17 protein-coding genes are annotated in these 23,510 nt (G+C 71.7%); 15 read left to right on the top strand and 2 right to left on the bottom strand.

The features are described from left to right. Positions 1 to 5 precede the first annotated feature (5 nt). From ABZ562_RS18095 to ABZ562_RS18025, 15 genes are read left to right on the top strand one after another with little or no spacing between them, the layout of a single operon-like run. A complete protein-coding gene (locus tag ABZ562_RS18095) occupies positions 6 to 191 on the top strand; it encodes a putative phage tail protein (protein WP_361480067.1) in 186 nt (61 codons plus the stop codon). Continuing rightward, positions 188 to 859, top strand: a complete 672-nt coding sequence (locus ABZ562_RS18090; protein WP_361480064.1) for a LysM peptidoglycan-binding domain-containing protein — start codon at positions 188 to 190, stop codon at positions 857 to 859. Before ABZ562_RS18095 ends, ABZ562_RS18090 begins: the two co-directional genes overlap by 4 nt. A gap of 10 nt (positions 860 to 869) precedes the next feature. Continuing rightward, positions 870 to 2,051 carry a type IV secretion protein Rhs gene (locus ABZ562_RS18085; RefSeq protein ID WP_361480061.1) on the top strand — a complete coding sequence of 394 codons (1,182 nt, stop codon included), beginning with the start codon at positions 870 to 872 and terminating at the stop codon, positions 2,049 to 2,051. Between the two features lie 2 nt (positions 2,052 to 2,053). Beyond that, the gene (locus ABZ562_RS18080; RefSeq protein ID WP_361480058.1) at positions 2,054 to 2,740 is read left to right on the top strand and encodes a phage baseplate assembly protein V; all 687 of its coding nucleotides are present in this window, start codon (positions 2,054 to 2,056) and stop codon (positions 2,738 to 2,740) included. Continuing rightward, positions 2,737 to 3,159, top strand: coding sequence for a GPW/gp25 family protein (locus ABZ562_RS18075; protein ID WP_361480055.1), 423 nt, complete (start codon positions 2,737 to 2,739; stop codon positions 3,157 to 3,159). Before ABZ562_RS18080 ends, ABZ562_RS18075 begins: the two co-directional genes overlap by 4 nt. Further along, positions 3,156 to 5,105, top strand: a complete 1,950-nt coding sequence (locus tag ABZ562_RS18070; protein ID WP_361480052.1) for a putative baseplate assembly protein — start codon at positions 3,156 to 3,158, stop codon at positions 5,103 to 5,105. Before ABZ562_RS18075 ends, ABZ562_RS18070 begins: the two co-directional genes overlap by 4 nt. Beyond that, on the top strand, positions 5,102 to 7,159 hold the full coding sequence (locus ABZ562_RS18065; protein WP_361480049.1) for a putative baseplate assembly protein: 2,058 nt from the start codon (positions 5,102 to 5,104) through the stop codon (positions 7,157 to 7,159). The genes ABZ562_RS18070 and ABZ562_RS18065 overlap by 4 nt, the downstream gene beginning before the upstream one ends. Then, positions 7,156 to 9,114, top strand: a complete 1,959-nt coding sequence (locus ABZ562_RS18060) for a phage tail protein (RefSeq protein ID WP_361480046.1) — start codon at positions 7,156 to 7,158, stop codon at positions 9,112 to 9,114. The genes ABZ562_RS18065 and ABZ562_RS18060 overlap by 4 nt, the downstream gene beginning before the upstream one ends. Before the next feature lie 13 nt (positions 9,115 to 9,127). Then, on the top strand, positions 9,128 to 10,378 hold the full coding sequence (locus ABZ562_RS18055; protein ID WP_361480043.1) for a hypothetical protein: 1,251 nt from the start codon (positions 9,128 to 9,130) through the stop codon (positions 10,376 to 10,378). A gap of 2 nt (positions 10,379 to 10,380) precedes the next feature. After that, complete coding sequence (locus tag ABZ562_RS18050; protein WP_361480040.1) at positions 10,381 to 12,372, top strand: hypothetical protein; 1,992 nt, start codon at positions 10,381 to 10,383, stop codon at positions 12,370 to 12,372. After that, positions 12,369 to 13,505 carry a hypothetical protein gene (locus ABZ562_RS18045; protein ID WP_361480037.1) on the top strand — a complete coding sequence of 379 codons (1,137 nt, stop codon included), beginning with the start codon at positions 12,369 to 12,371 and terminating at the stop codon, positions 13,503 to 13,505. Before ABZ562_RS18050 ends, ABZ562_RS18045 begins: the two co-directional genes overlap by 4 nt. Before the next feature lie 2 nt (positions 13,506 to 13,507). After that, positions 13,508 to 14,038, top strand: a complete 531-nt coding sequence (locus ABZ562_RS18040; RefSeq protein ID WP_361480034.1) for a hypothetical protein — start codon at positions 13,508 to 13,510, stop codon at positions 14,036 to 14,038. Further along, positions 14,035 to 15,870 (top strand): hypothetical protein, encoded by a 1,836-nt coding sequence (locus tag ABZ562_RS18035; RefSeq protein ID WP_361480031.1) that lies wholly within the window; start codon positions 14,035 to 14,037, stop codon positions 15,868 to 15,870. The genes ABZ562_RS18040 and ABZ562_RS18035 overlap by 4 nt, the downstream gene beginning before the upstream one ends. A gap of 5 nt (positions 15,871 to 15,875) precedes the next feature. Beyond that, the gene (locus ABZ562_RS18030; protein WP_361480028.1) at positions 15,876 to 17,978 is read left to right on the top strand and encodes an ATP-binding protein; all 2,103 of its coding nucleotides are present in this window, start codon (positions 15,876 to 15,878) and stop codon (positions 17,976 to 17,978) included. Between the two features lie 5 nt (positions 17,979 to 17,983). Then, complete coding sequence (locus tag ABZ562_RS18025; protein ID WP_361480025.1) at positions 17,984 to 18,292, top strand: hypothetical protein; 309 nt, start codon at positions 17,984 to 17,986, stop codon at positions 18,290 to 18,292. Positions 18,293 to 18,745: 453 nt separating this feature from the next. Here ABZ562_RS18025 and ABZ562_RS18020 read toward each other — a convergent pair whose 3' ends face one another. Continuing rightward, positions 18,746 to 19,306 (bottom strand): hypothetical protein, encoded by a 561-nt coding sequence (locus tag ABZ562_RS18020; RefSeq protein WP_361480022.1) that lies wholly within the window; start codon positions 19,304 to 19,306, stop codon positions 18,746 to 18,748. Then, positions 19,306 to 23,430: an HPC2 multi-domain protein gene (locus ABZ562_RS18015; RefSeq protein WP_361480019.1), complete on the bottom strand. Its 4,125-nt coding sequence runs from the start codon at positions 23,428 to 23,430 to the stop codon at positions 19,306 to 19,308. The genes ABZ562_RS18020 and ABZ562_RS18015 overlap by 1 nt, the downstream gene beginning before the upstream one ends. Positions 23,431 to 23,510 lie beyond the last annotated feature (80 nt).

The following is a 23,510-nucleotide window of genomic DNA, read 5'->3' as shown; positions in this document are numbered from 1 at the left end:
CCGGGGTGCCGAAGGTGACCATTCACCAGTTGGAGGTCCGGTTCCAGGTGGACGGCGACGACGGCGCCGTGTTCACGAAGCTGTTCAACAAGCACATCCAGGCCTGGGCGAAGCTGTACGAGGACCAGTGCGCCCGCGCCCAACGCACCGAGAGCGAGCGGAGCTTCGGCGACGGGGAGGCCCACCAGTGAGTGCCACCCCCGTGTCCTTCGCCCGCCAGGGCGCCGCCCGGGCCCGGCTGGAGATCGTCCGACCGGTGATCGCCGACGAGCGGCAGCGGCGGATCCCGCTGCGGTTCAACCCCACCGACTACAAGCTGAGCAAGAGCAACACCTTCGCCGAGATCACCATCCCCGGCCTGGAGACCCCGCCCCTGCAGTACGTCCGCGGCGGCACGGAAACGCTCACCCTTCAGGCGCTGGTGGACACCTCCGACACCCTGGAGAACGTACGGACCGCCTACGTCGACGCGCTGCGCAACCTGTTGCGGCCCGACAGCCGCGAACACGCCCCGCCGGTCGTCCGCTTCGTCTGGGACGAGGAGGTCTTCACCGGCGTCGTGGAGAAGCTGGACGTCAACTACCAGCTGTTCCAGCCGGACGGGGTGCCGCTGCGCGCCATGCTGGACCTCTCGCTCAAGGAGTTCCGTACGGCCGCCGTACAGGTCGCCCAGACCCCGCGCTCCTCGCCCACGGTGGAGAAGAGCTACGTGGTGCGCCGCGGCGACACGCTCAGCTCCATCTCCGCCGCGGTGTACCGGCGGCCCGACGCCTGGCGGGAGCTGGCGCGCGCCAACGGCATCAGCGATCCGCGCGACCTGCGGCCGGGCCGGGTGCTGACCGTGCCCCGGCTGCCATGAGGAGGGCGCGATGAGCACCCCGGCCCCGGAGGTGGCCCCGCCCGACCGGTACGCGCCGGAGTTCGACGTGCGCATCGAGGGCCTGGAGATGGACCCGTCCACCAAGAACGACATCATCGACATCAAGGTGAACCGCGACATCGACGAGATGTCCGGCTTCGACCTCACCCTGAACAACTGGGACGATGCCCACCTGCGGTTCAAGCACAGCGATTCGGCGGACTTCCGGCTCGGCGGCCGGGTCTCGGTCCGGCTCGGCTACGCCGACAAGCTGCTCACCGTCGCCACCGGGACCATCTCCACGCTCAGCCCGAAGTTCACCGACGGCGCCTCGCCCACCGTCCAGGTCAGCGGGGTGGACGGGCTGCTGCGGCTCAAGGACCGCAAGCCCACCGAGAACGAGACCAAGCTCTACCGCAACCTGCCGGACTGGCGCATCGCCGAGCAGATCGCCCAGCGCAACCATCTGCGCATCGAGGTCACCAGGGAAGGGCCCACCCACGACCTGGTGGTGCAGAAGAACCAGGACGACGCCACGTTCCTGCTGGAGCGCGCCAAGCGGCTGGACTTCGACTGCTACATCCTGCCGGACGCGAAGACCGGCGAGGACACGCTGTACTTCATCAAGCCGACCGACGGCCGCGACGGCCGCCCGATCCGGGTGTACCGGCTGGCGTACGCACCGGGGCTGACAACCGGCCCCACCGACCAGCCCGCGGGGCTGATCCCCAACCTGATCGAGTTCACCCCGACGCTGACGGTGTCCCAGCAGGTCAGCAAGGTCACGGTGCGCGGCTGGGACCCCCGTACGAAGCAGCCCATCGCGTTCACCGCGACCGCGGAGAACCTGCCCGCCGGGCAGAACACGGCCGACGGGCAGAGCGGCCCGCAGGCCGCCGAGTCCACCCTGCAGGGCCGCCAGGAGGTCATGGTCGACGCGCCCGTCGGCAGCGACCAGGAGGCCCGCGAACTGGCGATCAGCCTGCTGCGCGAGCGCGCGTACGAGTTCATCACCGCCACCGGCAAGGTGGCGGGCCTGCCCGAACTGCGGCCCGGCGACAACCTGGAGATCTACGGGCTCGGCCGCCGCTTCTCCGGCACCTATTTCGTCAAGCGGGTCGAGCACACCCTCAACACCAGTGGTTTCTTCACCCAGTTCACCGCACGGCGGATCCATCAGGGGGACCAGTGACCATGAGGGGCACGCCACGCGCCCGCTCCACCGACAAGCGCTACTACGGCGTCGTCGAAGCGCTGGTGGTGGAGAACGAGGGCGACGACGAGGGGCGGGTCAAGCTGAAGTTCCCCTGGTTCGACGACACCACCGTCACCGACTGGGTCCGGGTCGGCCAGCTGTACGCGGGAAACGGCTACGGCTCGGTGTTCGTGCCCGAGAAGGGCGACGAGGTGCTCGTCGCCTTCGTCCACGGCGACATGCGGTACCCGATCGTCCTGGGCGGCCTCTACAACGGCGAGGACAAACCACCGACCGCCCGCACCGGCGGCCGCGACCAGAAGATGATCCGGACCCGGCACGGCCACGAAGTGCTCCTGGACGACACCGAGTCCAAGGCCGCGGTACGGATCACCTCCGCCGCCGGACACGTGGTGGAGCTGGACGACCAGGGCAAGGCGGTGAAGATCACCGCGGCCGAGGGCGGCAGCGTCACCGTGACCGCGCAGGGCGAGATCACCCTCAAGGCGCCGAAGGTGACCGTCGATTCCCCGTCCATCAGCCTCGGCGGCGACGCCCAACCGCTCGCGCTCGGCAACGCGCTGCTCACGGCGTTCAACACCCACACCCACGCATCCGCCGGCAGCCCGCCGGCACCGCAGCTCAAACCGGCGGACGTGCTGGCGAAGAAGGTGAAGACGGCATGAGCGAGGAGTTCCTCGGGACCGGCTGGCGGTTCCCCATCCTGCCCGACGCCTCCGGGCGGCTCGGCTACGCCGTCGGCGAGGAGAGCATCGAGCACTGTCTGCGGGCGCTGCTGCTCACGGGTACCGGCGAGCGGGTCATGCAACCCGAACTGGGCACCCGCGCCCATGAGTTGCTGTTCGCGCCCGGCAGCGTGCAGAACCTGCGCGACTTGGAGCAGTCCATCGCCGCCGCCGTCCGCGACCACGAACCGCGCGTGGAGCTGGAGGAGGTCCGCGCGGAGGCCGACCCGGCCGACGAGTCACGGATCACCGTCTCGATCGTCTACCGCATCCGGCGCAGCAACACCAAGGCGAACCTGGTCTTCCCGTTCTACACCGGACTCACGGGCCTCACGGGAGCCGCTGGGGGGACGCCATGACCCTGCCCCCGCCCACGCTGGACGACCTCACTTGGGCCGACATGATGGCGGCCATCCGCCGCCGCATCCCCGCCGAGTCGGACGGCACCTGGACCCTGCACGCGCCCGTCGACCCCGGCGTCACCCTCCTGGAACTCTTCGCCTACCTCCTCGAACAGCGGCTGTACTGGCTCGACCAGGTGCCGGACGCGCTCGTGGTCGCGATACTGCGGCTGCTCCGCCTCGAACCGCCGCGCCCCGCCCGCCCCGCCGCCACCGTGCTGCGCCTCGCCGCCCGGCAGGAGGACACCGCCGTGCCCGTCGTCCCCGCCGGGACGGCGCTGACCCGGGACCCCACGGGCCGGATCGTCTTCACCCTCGACGACGACGTGGCCGTCCTCCCGCTCGCCGAGGGCGGCGAGATCACCGTGTGGACCGACCGCGACCGCACGGCGGACCTGCGGGCCCGCCGCGGCATCGCGCTGCTGGCGAGCGACGGCGCCCCGGCCGAGGTCCGGTTCACCCTGCCGCTCACCGGAGCGGATCCCGCGCCCGGCCCGATCTGCCTGCTCGTCGAACTGGACGCGCCCGCCGCGTGCGTACCGTCGTGGCTGCCCGGGGCGGTGGCCGACGTACTGCCGCCCGCCGAGCTGACCTGGTCCTGGTTCCGGCCGGGCACCGACATCTCCGGCACGTATCAGAAGGTCGAGGACGGCACGGCCGGGCTCAGGCGCTCCGGTGTCGTGCGGCTGCACCCTCCGGCCGACTGGACCACCGAGGACACCGGGCTCCTGGTGTCGACCCCGGCCGCCACCTACGCGGCCCCGCCCCGCCTTCTCCAGCTCGCCGTCAACGTGTCCGCCGCACATCACCGCACCCACCACATCGCGGACGGCGCCGACCTCCAGGAGCAGACCGGCGCCTGGCTCAGGCTGCCCGGACAGCATCTCGTCCTGCCGGACGCCGCCGACCAGCTCCTGGAGGCCACCCTGCGCCTGGCGGACGAGAGATGGACACCGGTGCCGGACTTCACCTTCGGCGCACCGGCCGACCGCATCTTCGTCCTCGACCGGACCGAGGGCGCGCTGGTCTTCGGCGACGGACTCACCGGACGCATTCCCCGCCCCGGTCCGGACGTGCACGTCGCCTACGCGACCGGCGGCGGCCAGGACGGCAACGGCGGCATGACCGCCAACTGGCTCCCGGCAGCCGACGATCCGGCCGGGCTCGGTGCGGTCTCCGCCGCCAACCTCGTACGGGCCGAAGGCGGCGCGGACCCGGAGACCATTGCCGAGGCGCGCCGGCGCGCGGCAGCGTCCCTGGGCGAGGTGACCCGCGCGGTCACCGCCGACGACTTCGTCACGCTGGCCCGTACGACCCCGGGCGTCGCCGTGGCGCGCGCCTACCCGGCCCTCGGCGCGCACCCCGGCTTCCCGTGTGCCACGGTGCCCGGCGCGGTGACCGTGCACATCGTCCCGGCCGCGCCCCGGGACGACCTCGCCCGCGAGGACTTCGTCGCCGCGCCGCTGCCCGACCCGGGCATGGTGTGCGAGGTCGCCACCCGACTGGAACACGCGCGGCTGCTCACCTCCGAGGTCTTCGTCCGCGGGCCCCGCTACCGCGATGTCGCCCTGCGCGTCGACCTGTCCGGCGACCCGGCCGACCGTACCCGCGTGGCCACCGCGGTCACCGTGGCGCTGCGCCGCTTCCTCGACCCGCTGGTGGGCGGCGACGACGAGGACGGCTGGCCGTTCGGTGAGCCGATGCGGCCCTCGGCCCTGCTGCGGGCCGCGCAGCGGGCGCTGGGGGACCTCGCGGACATCGCCGCCATCGGCGTCGGCCTCGACGGGGCCGACCCGGCCGAAGCCTGCGACGAGGTGCCGATCGCCGCCGGGGAGCTGCCCGTCCTGCGCACGGTGCGCACCCGGATCGTGCCCGCCGTCGAACCGGGGGAGGGGCTGGTATGACCGGCGACGTGTGGTGGGAGAGGGACGCCCGGGAAGAGGAGCGGACGGACGGGCGGACCGTGCCCGGCCCCGGACCCTGCGGCGTATCGCCCGAACTCGTCGACGCGACCCGCGAGGCGGTCCGTACCGCCGTACGGGGCCGCATCGCGGGCTACACCCCGGACTGGACCGACCCCGACCGCCAGGACGCCGGTGTCGCGCTCGTCCGCCTCTTCGGCACCCTCGCCGAACCCGTACTCGGCCGCGTCAACCGGCTGCCCGAGAAGGTGCTCGCCGAACACCTGGCGACGGCGGGCGTGCGGCGGCGCCCGGCCGGTGCGGCGACCGCGCTCCTGGAGTTCACCGTCAACCCGCCCGACGGTTCCTCCGTGCTCGTCCCCGCCGGATTCCAGAGCGCCGCCTCCACCCCGGCGGGACAGGTCGTCTACGAGACGGACCAGGACCTGTACGCCACGCCGGCCAGCCTCGGCGCCCTCGCCGTCCAGGAGGCCGGACGGCTGGAGACGCTGCCGCTGGGACCGTCCGGACCCAGCCGCCCCTTCACGCCCTTCGGCCGCGACCCGGAGCCCGGCAACGGGCTGTGGATCGGACTCGCCGGTCCCGCCGGCCCCTATCCGCGGCTGTCGCTGGGCTTCGTGGTCGTCGCCGCGCCCCCCGCGCCCGCCGCCTCCGGAGGGTCGGCGCCCCTGCCGCTGCCGCCCGCGCCGCTGCTGCGCTGGGACGTGCTGGACGGCACCCGGCTCGTCCCCGCCGAGGTGATGCGGGACTCCACCGCCGGGCTCAGCGCGAACGGGACCGTCGAGCTGAGGGTGCCGCGCTCCTGGCAGCCGGGCACCCCGCCCGGCACCCGCCCACGGCCGCTGCTGCGCTGGCTGCGTCTGCGGATCGCGCACGGCGCCTTCCCCGAGGCGGCGCCGGTCCTGTCCGGGCTGCGGCTGAACGTGGTCACCGCCACCGCCGCCCGCACCATCCGCGACGAACCGCTGCAGCCCGTCCAGGACGGCGCGGCGACCGGGCGGCGGCGCATGAAGCTCAGCCAGGTGCCCATCCTCGCCGGATCGGTGGTCATCGAGGTCGACGACGACACGGGCGGCGACGTGTTCGGCACCACCGCCGGAACCTCCACCCGCTGGCGCGAGGTGGAGAGCCTGGCCGGGTACGGGGCCGACGACCGGGTGTTCACCGTGGATTACGACAGCGGCGAAGTGACCTTCGGGGACGGCGTCAACGGCACGGCCGTCCCGCCCGGCTTCCGCAACGTCCGCGCCGTGCGCTACCGCGTGGGCGGCGGCAGCGCCGGTGCCGTACGGGCGGGAGCCGTGAGCGGCGTGGTGACCGCGCTGCCGTTCGTCACCGGCGTGGGCAATCCCTTCCCGGCCTCCGGTGGTACGGACGCCGAACCCGACGCCGACGTCATGCGGCGCGGCGTCGGCGAACTGCGGGCCCGCGGCCGGGCCGTGGCCCCCGCCGACTACGGTCAGCTCGCCCTGCGCGCGCCCGGCGCCTCGGTGGCCCGTGCCCGGGGCGTACCCGGACTGCACCCCGACTTCGCCGGGACACCGATCCCCGGCGTCGTGGGCGTCCTCGTCGTACCACCCGTACCACCGGGCGACGACACCGCCGAACCGCCCGTCCCCACCGCCGCCACCCTGCGCGCCGTCGCCGACTTCCTGTCCCGCGAAGCCGCGCCCGCCGGGGTCACGGTCGTCGCCGCCCCCGCGCCGTTCCGCCGCGTCGGGGTGGAGTGCTGGGTCACGCTCGACCCGGACCTCGACCGGGCCGCGGTCCTCGCCCGGGCGGGCGACGCGGTGCGCACCTACCTGGACCCGCTGCGCGGCGGGGAGAACGGCGGGGGCTGGCCGTTCGGCGGCGCGCTGCGGCACACGGCGCTGGTCCGGCGGCTGCTGGCGGTCGACGGGGTGCTGGCCGTCGACCGGCTCTCGCTCACCGTCGACGGCATGCGCCTGCCGCCCTGCACCGACCACGCCCTCCCGCCCCACACCCTGGTCTGGCCGGAGCGCCCGCTGCTGATCCCGGTAGGAGACCGGTCATGACGTGCACACCCCACCCCGCGACCTTCCGTCTGCTCGACGCCTATGTCGGCTGGGACGAGGAGGAGACGCACGACATCGTCGGGTTCGACGACCCGTCCGGCCTCCGGCTCGCCTATGGCGGCACCGCGCCCGAAGGCCCCACCAGGGGACAGCTGCTGCCCTGGTTCCCCGACCCCCGCCTCGCGCCGGGGTGCGGGCCGTGCGCCTGGTATCTGCTCGTTCCCGGCGAGCGGCGGCTGCTGCGCCGCGACGCCTGCGGCGCCTTCACTCCGGTCTGGCCGCCCGGCTGCGACCCCGGCCTGCTGCGCGAACCGGTCTCGGTCGCCGCGCGCGGACACCGGCTGGTGGTCGTGGACTCCGGCCGCGTCCTGGTGTGGCACCGCGAGGGCGCGCAACTCACCGGGGTGATCCGCGCCGAGCGGCCCCGCTGGGCCGCCCCGGCCCCCGGCGACGAGATCCTGGTGGCCTGTCAGGGCGGCACGGACCTGCGACGGTACGACCAGGCGGGCCGCTTCCGCGGTGTGCTCCGCACCGGCGCCCGCGGCGAGGTCATCGGCCTGCGCACCGGACCGGAGCGGACCGTATGGCTGCTCACCGACGACGGCGGACGGCTCACGATCCACCGGGGCGGCCACCGCCGCCCCTTCCATGCCGCCACTCTGGACGAACTGGCCGCCGCCCTGCCGCCGTCCGCGCTCACCTCGGCCGACGACGACGGGTTCTGCCTGAGCGAGCAGGGCCCGGACGGCCCCCGGACCACCTGTTACACCTGGCAGGGCCAGCCCCGGGACCCCGCGCCGCCCACCACCGACGTCTACGAGGCCAGTGGGTCGTACGTCACCACCCTCATCGACAGCGGCATCTCGCGCTGCCGCTGGCATCGGGTCCGCGTGGACGCCGACGTGCCCGACGGGACGGCGGTCGCCGTCCAGATCGTGGTGAGCGAGGACGAATGGTACGACGACAGCGACTGGCAGGCGTCGGCCCCGGGCGTGAACGACTTCCTCGTGGACCAGCCGCCCGGCCGCTTCCTCCGGCTGCGGCTGCGGCTCTCCGGGGACGGCGCCGCGACCCCGGTCGTACGGCGGATCCGGCTGGACTTCCCCCGGGTCACCAGCGCCGACCTGCTGCCGCCCGCCTTCCGTGAGGACCCCGCGGCCGACGACTTCACCGAACGCTTCCTGTCGCTGTTCGACGCCACGCTCGCCCAGCTCGACCGGGTCATCGAGCGGTATCCGGCGCTCCTCGACCCGGCCGGGGTGCCCGACCGAGTGCTGCCGTGGCTGGCCGGGCTGCTGGGCCTGACGTACGAGGCGGGCTGGGACGCCCCCACCCGGCGCGCGTTGCTGGCCGCCGCCCCGGAGCTGTACCGGCGCCGGGGCACACCGTGGGCGCTGCGGGAGGCGATAAGCATCGTGTTCGGGGTGACCCCGGTCATCGACGAACTGGCGACGGACCGCCGCTGGGCACACCTGCGCGCGGCCGTCAGCGGCTCCGGCGCGGGGCCGGGGCAGGACCAAGGGCTGGGCGCCATAAGGCTGTTCGGCCGGTCAGCGAGCCGGTTCCGGGTCGGTGGCTCGGCGCTGGGCGCGGCGCCACTGCGCGCGTTCGGCGCCCCCGACAGCGATCCGTTCACCGCGCACGCGCACCGGTTCCGGGTGGCCCTGCCCGCCGGATCGGCGGACGGGACGGCGCTCGCGCGGCTGGTGGAGCGGCAGGCGCCCGCGCACACGGTGGGGTCGGTACGGACCGGTGGCGCGGGGTTCGTGGTCGGGACGCGGTCCACGGTCGGCGTGGACACCGCGTTCGTACCCCTGCCCGCGCCCGTACTGGGCGGAGCGCAACCCCTGCGGCTGGGCCGCGACGGGGTGCTGAGGCCGGGACCGAGAGGGTTGCGCCGAGGGGTGGGCGTGGGAGTCGTCTCCGCCGTCGGTGTGCACACACAGGTGTCGTGAGAGGACGGGGCGGATGACGGAGACAGGGACAACACGGCCGGGTGCGGAGGAGTTCGACGCGCCACCGCTGCGCAGGCTGCGGTACTTCCACGGCCAGATGCTGGGCGCGCGGGACTTCCAGCGCGAACAGGACTACCACCGCGAGAAGTTGAAGCTGCGCATGCGCAGCCTGCTCGGCTACGGCGTGGTGTGCGGTCTGCACGTGGAACCGGCGCCACGGGACGAGGACGACTGCCCGCCGGACACCGGCGGGGAAACGCCACCACCCGCCGAGCAGAGCGGCGTCGAGGAACGGCACACCCGGCGCCGGGTCAAGGTGACCATCACCCCCGGACTCGGCGTGGACTGCGACGGCAACGAGGTCGTGGTGCGCGGTGGCTGCGCGATCGACCTGTGGAAGGCGCTGCCCGCGCACGAACGGGACACCGACACCGTCTGGGTCGGCATCGAATACGCCGAGCGGCCCGTCGAGCCCACCCGCGCCGTCTACAACGACGCCTGCGCGGACACCTCCGACTGCGAGTTCGGCTGGACGGAGGAGTGCTACACGGTACGGGTCACCGGATGCGAGCCGCCGGCGGACGAGCGCTGCGACACCTGCTGCTCGGCCTGCGAACACACCGTGCTGTGGCTGGCCAGGATCGATTGCGTGGACTGGTACGAGCCGGTGCGCCGCGACCAGATCCACATGAACGTACGCCGCGCGTTCGGCCGCCACGTCCCCACCGTGATCACCGGCATCAACTGGATCCACGGACACACCTACACCATCGACGAGGCCAAGGCGCTCCTCGGCACCCAGGACGAGGACGGCGGCCTCGTGGTCCGGTTCTCCTCCGGCGTACGGACCGACACCCTGCGGCCCGGCGTCGTGGAGCTGCAGGTGATCGAGGGCGGCAGCGGACGCAACGCCTCCACCTGGTACATGGGCGGCACCTTCGCCGAACCGGACCTCGAAACGGACGGCGGATGCGGCGAGTTCACCGAGCGGTTCCGCTACCGCCAGACCACCCGCGAGACGCTGCAGGACGGCGATCGCCTACTGATCACCGTCCGCGCCGCGTTCCTCCTCGACCGCTGCTGCCGCCCGGTCGACGGCACCCACGTCGGCGGACGCGTACCGACCATCGATCACCACAACACCACCCGGTCGGCCGCGCACGGCGGCTGCGACCTCCCGCCCTCGGGCATCGGCCCCTGGACCTCCGGCACCGGTGCGGGCGGGGACGTCTTCGAGAGCTGGTTCTTCGTGAAGGAGCGCTGATCATGCGAACAGACTGCGGATGCGGCTGCGGTGGCGACGCCACCCGGACCTCCGCCTTCGTACGTCCTCGCTTCTTCGCAGGGCAACTGCTGACCGAGGACGACCTCAGCCTGCTGGTCGAGTACACGACGGCGAAGCGCAGACTCCACAACCGGTCCCTGTACGGGCCGGGCGTCATCTGCGGCCTCGGCGTGACCTGTGACCCGTGCGGCGGTGGAACCCTGGCAGTCCATCCCGGACACGCACTCGACTGCGCCGGAAACGACATCGTCGTGTCCTGCACCGAACGCGTCGACGTCACCGCCCTGGTGCGGGAGCGGCGCGTCCAAGCCCTCGGCGTGGACTGCGGTGAGGACTGCGACGACGAGGGCGGCCGCCGCTACGGGCTCTATGTGCGGTACCAGGAGCTTCCCGTCGAACCGGTGGCACCGTACGCCACGGAGGAACCCTGCCCCTCACCGGGATGCGTGCCCTCCAGGGTCCAGGAGGGGTTCCGCTTCGTCGTCAAGTGCGACGACTCCGAGGACCACCGCCACAACCCCGGCACCCGGCTCCTCGCGAGCATCGGCGACCTCCCGCGGGCCGACCGCGCCCGCACCCGCGACCGGCGGCTCGGCCACTACGCCGACGCCCTGACCCTCGCCGCGACCGGCACCGGCCGCACCTTCCGCTTCGACGCCGCCGACGCGCAGCGGTACGCCACCGCCTTCGCGTGGCTGCGGGAGAACGGGGGCGGCGAGGGCCCACCGCCCCCGTCGACGGCCGGTGAGATGACCGAGCACGTACGGGGACTCGCCGCCGCCATCGCCCGGTTCGACACCTACGACGCGGCAGGGCAGGACCAGCTCAGGCAGAACTACCCGGACCTCGCCACCCTGCGCGAGGCCCGTGGCGCCCTGGGCACGGCGTGCGAACGGCTCCGAGGCGCCGACATGGAAGCCGCGTGGCCCGACGCGCTGCGCCGTTCCCTCGCCAACGCCGTCGTCACCGAGACCGCGGCCCGGGTCGTACCGGAGGGCGGCGACCCGGACGCGCCGCTGGAAGTGCGCATGCTCGCCCAGGGCCTCCCGCTCGGCCACGCGCTGCGGGTGGAGTTCCGCGCGGACCTCGGCCTGATCCGCGAGTGGCTGCTGGGCCGCCTGGACCAGTCCGCCGACCTCGCCGACTGCGCGCTGCGCCACGACGTCGCCACCGCCGACGTACCGGCGCCACTGCCGGCCCCGCCACCGGACAGCACCGAGAAGGCCACCATCGCCGAGGTGCAGCAGATCGCCGGAGCCGCCACGGCGCTGAGCACCGCGGTGCGCCGGTTCCTGACCGACGCGGCGTGCGCCACGCTGAACCCGCCGTGCGGCGACTGCACCGACACCGATGTCCTGCTCGCGCGGGTGGAGCTGGACGGCTGCGATGTCGTACGGGTCTGCTCCGCCACCCGGGAACAGGTGCTGCCGGGCGGCTCGGCCTACGGCGAATGGCTGCCCAAGCTGTACCGGCTCCGCGAACTCGCCGAGCGAGTGTGCTGCGAGCCCCTGCCCGTGTACCACACGCTGCCGCTCCCGACGGAGGGCCCGGTGGCGCGCCCCTACGCCGACGGGCTGCTCGGCGACTGGCCGCGCACCGGGGACCTGGAGGAGATGCTGTCCCTGCTGCTGACCCCGGCGCCCGGCGAGACACCGCCCAAGGCGCTGCACGAACAGGTCTACACGACTCCCAGCGAAGTCACCGACAGCATGCAGGAACTCGCCCGGCTCAGGACCCAGGTCGCCGATCTCACCGCCGCCGTGGAGGGCCTGCGCGCCCATATGGACAGCGCCGAGACACAGGTCACGCACCTGGAGGAACGCCTCGCAGAGCGCGAAGGCACACCGGACGCGGACGCGGACCCGGGCGCGGATCCGGCACCGGCCCGTGGGGACGACGAGCCGCCCAAACCCCCGGTCAAGCGCGCCCGGTCGCCCCGCCCCCGTACCCAGAAGCCCGGTGATACGCCATGACGGGCCCCCTGCGCCCCGCCTTCCACGAGGGCCAGGTGCTCGCCGCCGCCGACCTGTCGGCCACGGTGGAATACGCACGCGGCCCGGCCGCACGCCACGCCCGGCACCTGCACGAATGGGGCATCGCCGAAGGGCTCGGCCTCGTCACCCAGCCCCGTACCGACCCGGCCACGGGCGTCCGTTACGTCGAGGTGAGCGTGTCGCCGGGGATCGCCGTCGACGGGACCGGCCGCGAGGTGGTCGTCACCGAGCCGGTGGTGCTGCGCGAGAGCGACTTCGACGAGGTCAACGGCGCGGACCAGCTCACCGTCGAGCCCTACCCGGTCTTCCTCACCGCCACCGACCGCGAACCGGACCGGTCCGCCGCTCCGGTCTCCTGCTCCGGCAGCGCCACGAAGACCCGCGTGGAGGAGTCGTACCAGATCCTCTTCGGCCGCCTCGGCGACGAGCTGCTGGTCGCGGAGCAGCAACCGCCCGCGATCGGCGCCCCACCGGCCGATCCGCCCGTCCGCTGGCTCATCCTGCTGGGCTACGTCCAGTGGACGGACGGCCACTTCAGCGGCGTCGTGGCCGAGGCGCGCGGCGTCGCGGCGCGGTTCGTGGGCGTACGCGCGGACAGCGTCTCGGCCGCGTCCGGCGCGCTCACCCTGCGCACGGCCCCGGAGGCCCAGGAGGGCAAGCCTGCGCTCGTCCTGTCCGGCGGCGAAACGCCGAACCTGGTCTTCGGCCTGTACCAGGGCGGCGGCACGGTCGCCCCGCTGATGACCGTGGCGGCCAACGGCAACCTCACGATCGAGGGCAGCTTCAGCGGCGGGACGCAGACCGGCAGCACGCTCGTCGCGTCCGGGACCGCCACCGACGGGATGCTGCTGCCGCTGCCGTCCGGCGTCACCCCGGAACAGGTCGCCGACGGACGGGTCGTGCTCCACGTCCATCTGACGCCGCGCACACCGCCCTTGGCCGACACGGCGCTGTACAGCCCGGTGGAGACCGCCGTGGACGCCGACCGGCGGCTCCGGTGCCGGGTGCGCCGGTACGACCCCGTCGCTGCCCCGGGGGAGGTCGCCGACCAGCCCGGCGCGGCCGACTTCCTGGTGGTGGCGACGGTCACGGCAACGAACGGCGGTGGCTGACGATGGCTCTTCACGTGGTGTACGCGCTCGGCACCGGCCACGTCGTGGGCGCCCTGGCCCGGACCGGCGCCGACGCCCCGGCCGACGCGGCCGCACTCGTCGGACGCGCGCTGCCGTTGCGCGTCTCCCTGGGCGACGGCCGCATCGCGACCCTGCCGCTGAGCGCCGGAAAACTCGGCGTGGCGGCCGTGGACGACGAACCCGGAGCCCTCGCCGATCCGTTGGCCTTCGGCGTGGAGCTGACGTCCGAGGACAAACCCAAACCGGAGCTGGTGCGCCTGGCGGGGTGGGACGACGGCATCGCGCTGGCCAAGGACGGGATCACCATCACCGTGCAGGTCCCGGCGAACCGCACCATTCCCGTCGTCGCCCTGATCTCCGACGAGCAGGACACCCATGTGCTCGCCGGGGAGATCCCCGCCCAGCAGACCCAGGTGAAACTGCCGGTGACCCTCACCGCGGGCAGTGAGCACGGTGTGCTGGTGCTCGCGGCGGGCTGGGCGGGCCGCCTGGGAAGGGAGAAGGTGACATGAGCGCCCCCACCGCGTCGGCCACCGGCGGAACCGGCGAGACCGCCGACATCACGGTGCACCGGTGCACCGTTACGGTGGTCCGGCGCGGTGGGTGGAGCTGGGGCCCCGATCCACGGGGCCTGGTCCGCCACGTGGTGGACTCCCTCCCGGAACTGCTGGCGGACCACTTCGCCGAGCGGCTGGCGGCCGATGGACCGGACGTGGAGATCACCGAACCGCTGACCGTCACCGTCCGGCCGGGCCGGAACGGAACACTCGGCTGGGCCCCGAGCGGCGGTCCGCCCGCCGAGGTCCACTTCGCGCCGGTGCCGATGGTGGAGATCCCCGCCGACGCGCCCGCCTCCGACACCGACGCCCTCTCGCTCGAGGAGTCCTTCGCGGCGCCGCCCGACCCACGGACCACCCCGAACGCCACCGCGCTGTTCGCCGAACTCGCCGAGCGCGGTGAACTGGACGCGCTGCTCGCGCTGCTGCCGGATACGTCCGTACGGGCGTATCTGCCCGCCCTCCTCGGCGCCGACGACCCGACGGCGGCCGCCCGGCTGCTCGCCGAACTCGTCGGGCGCGCCCTTACCGCCGGGCCCACCGACGCGCTGCCCGAGCCGCTGCGTACGGCGGTCGCGGGCGCCGACGCCACCGACCTGCCCCGGGTCCTTGCCGCTTACGTGACGTCGGTGGGCCCCGAGGAGGCGATACGGCTGGCCCTGACCGTGACCGGCCCGCCCGACGGCTCCGCCCATGAGCCGCCCGTCGACGCGGGCCACACCATGGATCCGCCACCCAGCGCGGTGGGTCCCAGGACGGCAGGCGACACCCCGATGGCGTCGCGCACCACCGACGAGGTGCGGGTGTGGTCCGGGCTGCCCTTCCTCCTCGCCGGGCCCCTGGCACGCATCGGATACCTCGACGCGATCGGCCCCGCCCTGGCAGGCCTGGAACTCGCCGAGGACGCACCACTGTTCGCGGCGGCCCTCGCGTACAAGGTGCTGGGCGTCACGGCACGAGGCTGGCGCCGCACCGAGCGGGACACCGAGGCCGCGGCCGCCTTCGCGGGCCTCCACCCACCCGTCGCCGAGGAGCAGCTGACCGCCTTCGCCCGCCAGGTGCGCCCCGCGCTCCCGGTCCTCGACGGCGTCCTGGCGCTCTCGGTGTGCCGTGGCCACGACCCCGCCGATCCGCTCCTGATCACCGGCGCCGACGACGCGCTGCTGCTCGTCGACGCCCAGGGCATGTTCCCCGTCGCCTGGGCCCCGGACGCCGCCGGGTTGCTGCCGTACTGGCAGGCGTGCGGGCGGCCGACCGTACTGCTCTGCGACGGCCCCCTGCCGCCCGGCACCCTGCGCGACCTGGCTTCGGGAGGCGTGCCGTTCCTCACCGCCGTACGGCCGCTGCGTGGCGATCCGGCGAAACGGCTGCCCTGGCGTACACCTTTGTGGGCCGCCAGGGGCGCGACCCCGGACCCGCGCCTCGCCGCCGAACTGCCCGCCCACACTGAGCGTTTCGCGGACCTGGTCACCGCCCTGGTCACCGAGCGCCGCGCCGTACCGCTCTCCCCGGACAGCGGCCTGGAGCACACCGTCACCCTCGCCGCCGCGCTCGGCCTGTCCACCATCGCCTGGACGCTGTGGCGCGACCGCGAGACCCCGGATCCGCTCCTGGCCCTGCACCGCTTCGCCGACCTGGAGGCCACCGTGCGGTTCGAGCCCGCGGCCGTCCGGGTCCGCGTACCGATGGGACGGCGCCACGCGGACCTCCTGCGCGGCGGCCTGCTCGCCGACGTGCCCGACGTGGTCTGGCTGGGCGGCCGGACCTTGACCTTCTCGGCCGGGTGAGGCACATGGGCGAACCAGCGCTGGAGCATCTGCGGATCCGGCTGGCCGACACACACCGCGCACTGCGCGCCGCCGTCGAGCGCCAGGCGCAGATCGCGGCCCGGCTCACCCGGCCGGACCTCACCCCGTACTGCGTCACCGACGAACAGGTCGACGTCCTCCTCGGCGAGGTGCACGCTTTCACCGACACCATGGCCGAGCCGTACGTCTCCGGCTCGCCGGAGCCGGAAGCCGAACGCGACCTCAGACGCCGCGCCTCCGCCGAAGGCACGACCCTCCCCCTCGACGCCCTCGCCACCCGCTTCGGCCTGACGCGCGCCGAGCAGGACGCGCTGCTGCTGGTCGCCGCGCCGGAACTGGATCGCGGCTACGAGCGGATCTACGCCTACATCGTCGACAACCTCAACCGCCGCCTGCCCAGCATCGAACTGATCGTGACCGTGGGGGCGGACAGCGCACCGGCCCACCTCGCCCTGCGCCGCTCCCTCGCCCCGGCCGCCCCCTTACGCCGATACGGCCTGCTGCGCCCCCACGGCGAGGCCGCGGTCGAGCTGGCCCAGGAACTGATCCTCGGCCCCGGGGTGCTGGACTTCCTGCTGGGCTGGGGCGGCGACGTCGGACTGCTCGGCCACGACCCCGGCGAGGTCGCGCCGCCCGAACCCCGCGTGCTCTCCCCGTACCTCTCGTCGGACGACCTCACCCGACTCGGCCGAGCCCTCGCCTCCGGCCACATCGACCTGACCGGCCTGTGGGGCTGCCCGCCCGACGGTCAGCTCGACGCCGTCCAGGCGCTGACCCAGGCCGCAGGAGCACCGCTGCGGACCCTGACCGCCGACCCTGAGGCCGACTTGCGGACCGCCGCCGCGCTGGGCGCGGTGCTGTGGATCCCCACCGACGACCTGCACGGCGAGCAGCAGCGGCCCCACGCCGACGCGATCTCCGCCGCCCTCCTCCGCTCGCGCGTGCCGGTGTGCCTGACCGGCCTGAAGCCCTGGCGCCCCGCGGGCCTGCTCGCCGCCCGCGCCTACGCCGAACTGACCGTCCCCGTGCCCGGTTTCACCGACCGCCGAGCCATGTGGTCGGCCGCGCTCCCGGACCTGAACGGACCCCTCCTCGAAGACCTCGCCGTCCGGTACCGCATGAGCGGCGGCGAACTGCGCGCCGTCGCCTCGGTCGCGGACGCCGGGGCACGCCTGGCGGGCAACGGACACCCGGAGCCGGTCGCCGACCACGTCGAACCCGCCATCGCCACCGTCACCCGCGGACGCAGCGGCAGCGCCGTCCACTCGATCCTGCCCCGCCGTACCGTCGACGACCTGGTCCTGCCCGACGTCCAGTTCCGCCAGATCCTGGAGATCGCCTCGGCCTTCCGCGCCTGGCCCCGGATTGCCGAGAGCTGGGGCTTCGCCCGCCGCTCGGGACACGGCGGAGTCAAGGCGCTGTTCACCGGGGAGCCCGGAACCGGCAAGACCATGTCCGCCGAGATCGTCACCGGCATGCTGGGGCTGGAACTGCTCAAGGTGGACCTCGCCCAGGTCGTCTCCAAGTGGGTGGGGGAGACGGAGAAGAACATGGAGACCGCGTTCCGGCAGGCCGAGGAGAGCCACGCGGTGCTGCTCTTCGACGAGGCCGACGCCCTGTTCGGCAAGCGCGGCGAGGTGAAGCACGGCACCGACCGGTACGCCAACCTGGAGGTCGGCTACCTCCTGCAACGCCTGGAGGCCAGCGACGGCCTGGTGATCCTCACCAGCAACCTCAAGGACAACATCGACCCGGCGTTCACGCGCCGCTTCCACTTCGTCGTCCACTTCCCGCGGCCGGCCGCCGCCGAACGCCGCAGACTGTGGCGCATCGCCTTCCCCGAGGAGGCCCCCCTCGCCCCCGATGTGGACCTGGATACCCTGGCCCGCCTCGACATGACCGGCGCGGGCATCACCGCGGCGGCCCGCACCGCCGCCCTCTCCGCCGCGGACGCCGACAGCGCTACGATCGGTATGCGCCACATCATCCGGGGCGTGGCCCGCCAGTTCCAGCGCGAGGCCCGCCTGCTCCGCCCGGCCGAACTCGGCCCGCACGCCCACCTGCTCGACGACGGAACCCCGGGGTGACACCGATGCTGCCCACCGAACCCCCGCTCTCCCTCCACCGCCTGATAGCCCCGGTCCCACCGGCCCGAACCCCGGAGGCCGCGGCCGCCACCCACCAGGTGCCGGCGCCGGCGCCGGTACAGGTAGTGCCGGTGCCGGTGAGCAATGCGACGGTGGCCCACACCCTGCACCCGCTGGCGAAGACACCACCGACCGCTGCCCAGGACCAGCTCGGCAACGCGGCCACAACCAAAGCGGCCGCACAGGCGGCCCCGGCTCCACGGCTGTTCTTCGTGCCGATGAAGTCGCCTTGTGAGGACGCACAGAATCGGTGAGCCCACTGACAGGATCGCCGGCAGCAGGGGAGTGATGGCCGAGCACGGCCGACGTCAACCGCGATGGAAAGTACGGGGCTATCAGGAGCCGCACCAAGCCGGGCCAGGACATCCTGCGGCGCGTCGGCCGTCCCACTCCTCGATCGCCACGAAGCTCCTCGCCCCGGTCACTACGGCGGAGCAGGCGATCAGCAGCACTGCCACGAACGGGTGACGCTTCCTGCGTCGGCACTGTGGATCGGCCGGCGTGGCCAGCCGCTCGGCCAACGGCCCTGTCGCGCGCTGCCGACGGGTGGGCGACTTGACCAGACGGACGGTGGCAGACTGACGGCACATCGATGCTCCGTCGTGCCAAAGGACTTGGCAAGGTCACCTCCACAACGGAGCATCGTTGCATGTGATCGCGCATCCGCCCGGCATCGACATGCTGCCGTGACCTGCACCCTCATCAGATCATCGGGACTTTGTAAACGCCCTGAGGCTTTCCCAGTCCTGCCGGTGGGCTGCCCGCTCTGTCGGCGCTTCCAGGGGACGAACGGCCACGGGCTTCCCAGGGTCTCCGATCTCCGCTCCTTGGCTGTGCCGCCAGCGCACGGGCGGAGACGCCTTGTCGAAGTCCTCCCGGTAGATCGCGATGATCTTCAGTTCGCGATCAATCTCAGTCGCGTACAGCAAGCCACCGTAGGAGCCGGCCGTATCGGAACTGTCATCTCCGATGTACCCGCCGTACAGAGCACCCCAGGACGGATGGCGGTACTCGGCGACCAGGAAGAGAGCCCGGCGCGTCACATCCATTTCCTCTGCGAGCTCTGCCAACTCATCGGCCGGCAGGTCCCTCTCCCTTCCGAACAAGGGGGACATGATGACGCCTGGAACGGCATGCACAAATTTCATACTTGCGGCTCGGCGCTCATCCAACACCGCATCCGATTCCGAATACACCGCCACGGTACCCGCATAGTAGATGTCCAGGAAGGAATTAAAGAACTTCACGACATCTTCCATTTGAGCCATCAGGTCGCGCTCCTCTTGTTGAACAACCAATCGTCGGATCCGATGCGGATGGACCGCGACTTCCTTTGCGTGTGGTCGACGGTAGAAGTCAGCGTATATTTGTACTTCACTCCGGTCACGCGACGCACCGGAGGGTTGAGCAGTTTGGCTAACAATTTCTTGAGCTCAGCCTCTGCGGCCGGGTCGCCGGCCTGGTACCACGTTTGATTCTTGATTTTCCTCATGAAGACTTGAGCCAGCAGTTCGCCGAAGGAAACCGTGACAGTCAGATCCATTGACACCTGGCCCCGATCCAGCCCGTGCTTCTCGGCAAAAGTAATTATCTCGTTGGCGATCTGTGATTCCGCATCGCCCATTATTACCTTGTTGTAGCGCTCGCTGGCCGTCACCAGGTTGAGCGAATCTCGGTAGCCGGAGCCGCCGAACCAGTCGGCGATGATGTGCGAGCGGTTGAGATTCTGATTGGTTATCATTCCCGGAGAATCCTGAGTCACGCCACGTGGGGCGCCAGGATCCTTTAGTCGCAGGTCGACGTTCCGTACCTGAATCTTCATCGAGCTCGCGGGATCGGGGTCCGTCACGGTGTAGCTCTTGCCGTTGGCCATGGTGACGGTGGTTACCTGCTTGCCTCCGACGTTTTCGGTGTGTGTGTTCACCGGACGGAAATCGGTGTGTTCCTTCTCCTCGGACGAATCAGGCAGATCTTTGAACTCGCCGTAGACGTCCTGGTCGGGGAAGAACCCCATCGACTGTATGATCTTGACGGTCTCCGGATGGTTGCTGGCTGACTGTTGCCCCTCGCTCTTGAGCTCGGGCAGGGCCTTGTTCCCGAGCATTTTTACGACACTCGAGCGTAGTGCGCTCTTGACCCCGAAGACGTACTTTTCGAAGGCGGCAGCATTGGCGTCACGATTGGTGCCGTCGTAGTACCCCTTCTTGACGTCCTGTGCAGTGCTGTCCTTGCCGAGGAGATTCAGTGCGTCCTTGTCGGTGCCCTGAAGTACTGTCTTTTTCCACACGGGGCCGGAGTCTGTGTTCGGCGTCCTCAGCTGGTGATCCCACCAATGATTGTGAACCTTTCCAATAAAGATCGGTCCAAATTTCTTCAGCTGCCCCTTTATGGCCTTTATTATTTCCAGATGCTCGGCCTGTGTCTGTGCCGTCGGGTTGATGGCAAGCGTGATTCGATGCTTTCCTCCCGCCCCCTCCTTGAGTTGGATCCGCGTGAGGCGGTGCCGTTTCTTGATAGCCGGAAGCCCTCGCCGTACGGATTCCACCGTGGCCGTGTCGTCCTTGAGTAGTCGCGTCGCGTCGCGAACGGCGGCGTCGAGAGCGCGCTTCTTGGCCTTGTCGGACCGCTTGTCGGGGCGCTTCGTCTTGGGTGTCCTGGGCTTCTTGGGCTTTTTCGATTCCTTCGGCTTCTTCGGGTCCTTTGGCTTCTTCGGTTTCTTCGGTTTCTTCGGCTTCTTCGGCTTGATCTTGGCCCAGAGCTTCTTCACCAGGCCGACGATCTTGTCGATCACCCAGTCCACCGCCCGGTTCACCGGCTTGGACATCGCCTGGACGATCTGCTTGACCCTGGCCGCGATGCCGCCCACGCCCAGGATCGCGGCCAGGACGCCCAGCAGGACCGGGATGGAGCGGGCCAGGGCGCGTTCGATCAGGGCGGGGACGCCGCCGCTGCCGCCTCTCGCGATCGCGATGACCGCATCCAGCACGGAGTTCACGAACTCGAAGATCTGGCGCGCCTGGGTGACGATGAAGCGGACGAAGTCGATGATCAGCTTCACCGCCCGCACGAAGGCGGATGCCGGGTTGAGCAGGGAGAGCACCCACATGATCCCGGCCTGGATGATCGTGGGTGTCACATACGCGATGACCTTGTCGAGCAGGTCCTTCTTCAGGTCGCCCACGCGGGCCTTGAGGTCGTCCCACATCCCCGCGACGCCCCGCTTGCGGACCTCCGAGACCAGCGGCACCGCGGTTTCGGCCGCCGTGACGGCCGGTTCCATCTTCGGCACCTTGCGGACGATCCGGGAGCGGATGTTCTGCCAGGTCAGCCCGAGCAGCGAGGCCAGCATCTTCAGGACGCCCTGCGCGTCGAACTTCGACGGCAGTTCGATGCCCGCCTCGGCGGTCTTGCCCAGCAGCCAGGACATGATGCCCTGTTGCAGATGTCGGCCGATGTTCGCCAGGAACTGCCGCAGGCCGGCGCCGACGGCCGAGACCAGGTTGCGCAGGAAGCCGATCGGGTCCTTGAGGATCAGCATGACCGCCTGCGCGGCCTTGGCGAGGACCGACAGCAGCAGCCGCTTCAGCTCCATGATGGTGTTGATGACGGACTTGACCGCGTCCACGGCCTTGGCCACCAGGCCCTTGTTCTTCTCCTTCTCCGCCGCGATCTCGTCGTCGACCGACTTCAGCGCGTCGGTGTACTTGGTGGCCAGCGTGTCGACGAGCTGGGTGCCCTTGTCGTCCACGGACTGGGTGAGTTCGTCGAACTTGTCGGTGAACTCGGCGGCCGCCTGCTGCCCGATGGACCGCAGGTCGGCCGGGAGCTTGCGCACCGCGGCCTGCATTTCGGTCCGGCCCTGGGCGATGCGCCGCTTGGCCCGGTTCAGCTCAGTGCCGATGGTGTCGGCGACGTTGGAGATGACCTGCCGCATCCGGCGGACGTAGTTGTCGCGGGCTTGCTCGAAGATCTTGTCGGCTTCGGCGGGCAGCCCGGCGAACAAGTCCCGGAGCCAGCGAGCCTTGCCGGACCAGCCCGAGTACCGCCGGTCCTTGTACTCCTCCATCTTCCGCTTGTGCTCGGCGGTGAACGCGTCCCGCGCCGCCTTCTCTTCCCTGCCGAACTGGTCGTCGACGAGCTTGTCAAGGCCGTCGAGGATCGCCTCGACTTCCTTCTTCATGGTGTCGAAGACGCCCTGCAGGATCGACGTGACCTGGGCCCGCTTCTCCTCGTCCCGGCCCTTGGCACCGGACTTGCCTGTACCGACCTGCTGTCCGGTCCGCACCCGCTGGGCGCCGATCGCGCCCATGGCGGCGGCGCCGAGCCGCTGGGCCCGTGCGGTGGCGGCACGCAGCTCCTTCTTCTCGTGCCCGCGCATCCGGCCGGGGGCCACCTCGGAGTGCCGCTCGGCGGCCTTCTTCTCGCCCAGGGCGTTCTTGAACGTCGGCTCGTTGGACTTCTTCAGCTGCGTCTCGGTGACCTGCGCGTCGGCCATCTGATGGTTGACCTGGGCAGGGCCGGCGGACAAGTCGGTGGCCGACTGCGGCAGTTTGTCCGGTACGGCGTTCGCCGGATTCGGCGTACCCGGGGCCCCGGGCGGCCGGTCCGGAGTCATCGGTACGACCTTCTTGGGAACGGCCGCCGAGGTGTCCGGGGGAGCGGCGGTCGTCGTGGCGATCTGCTCGGCCGAGTCCGACTTGCCCTGGCCGACCTGGCCTTGCACCTCAGCCCGTACCTCTTCGGCCTTTCCGGAGTCGGCGAACTTGTCCGCCTCGTCCAGGTTCTTCGGTGCCTTCTCGGCGATCGCCTTCTCGACCGCCCTGATGAACGCGTCCTTGTCGAACTCCTTCGGCTTGGCCTCGGCCATCTTCTCGGCGTTGGCGGTCTTGCCCTGCGCCTCTTCGTCGTCCTTGGGCGGCAGGGCGGCGTCCTGTGCCGCCGCCGCCTCGGTCCTCGGAGGTGGGTGGGAGGAGGCCACCGAGCGCTTCTTGTGCCGTACGTCCTTCTTCAGTGCCCCGAACTTCGGATCCGCGTCCGGGCCGGGACGCGCCTTTGCATCCGGGGCCGTCACTTCCGACGCGCCACCGGGCGCAGCGGGAGCCTCCGCCGGTGCCGCTTCGGCCGCGGGCGGCTGCCGGTCGGCGGGCTCGGCGCGACGGGCCGCCGCGACCGCACCATTGCCGACCGTGTCCTGCCCGGCAGGCGGCACCTTGGCCGATAGCGGGGGAAGCGGCGCCGGTCCGCGTCCACCGGCCAATGCGGACGATACCGCCGCGTTGGACGGAGGGTACGAGGGTCCCGCGGGGTTGCGTACGTCCGGCCGCTCCTGCGCCGGGGCGGGGGCCTTCTTCGACGTCCGTGGCCGCAGCGAGAGGGCCTTTGGCGGTGGCATAGGACGGAACCCCTCCCACGGCACATTCTTCCCGTGAAGGGTGGCAGGACGGGCGTGACGAGGCCGTCACTCTCCTGTCC

Origin of the sequence: Streptomyces sp. NPDC019937 (genome assembly GCF_040631655.1) — a bacterium.
Lineage (GTDB): Bacteria > Actinomycetota > Actinomycetes > Streptomycetales > Streptomycetaceae > Streptomyces.
The sequence above is the reverse complement of the archived record's forward strand: the minus strand, read 5'-3'. Positions and strand labels throughout refer to the sequence as shown.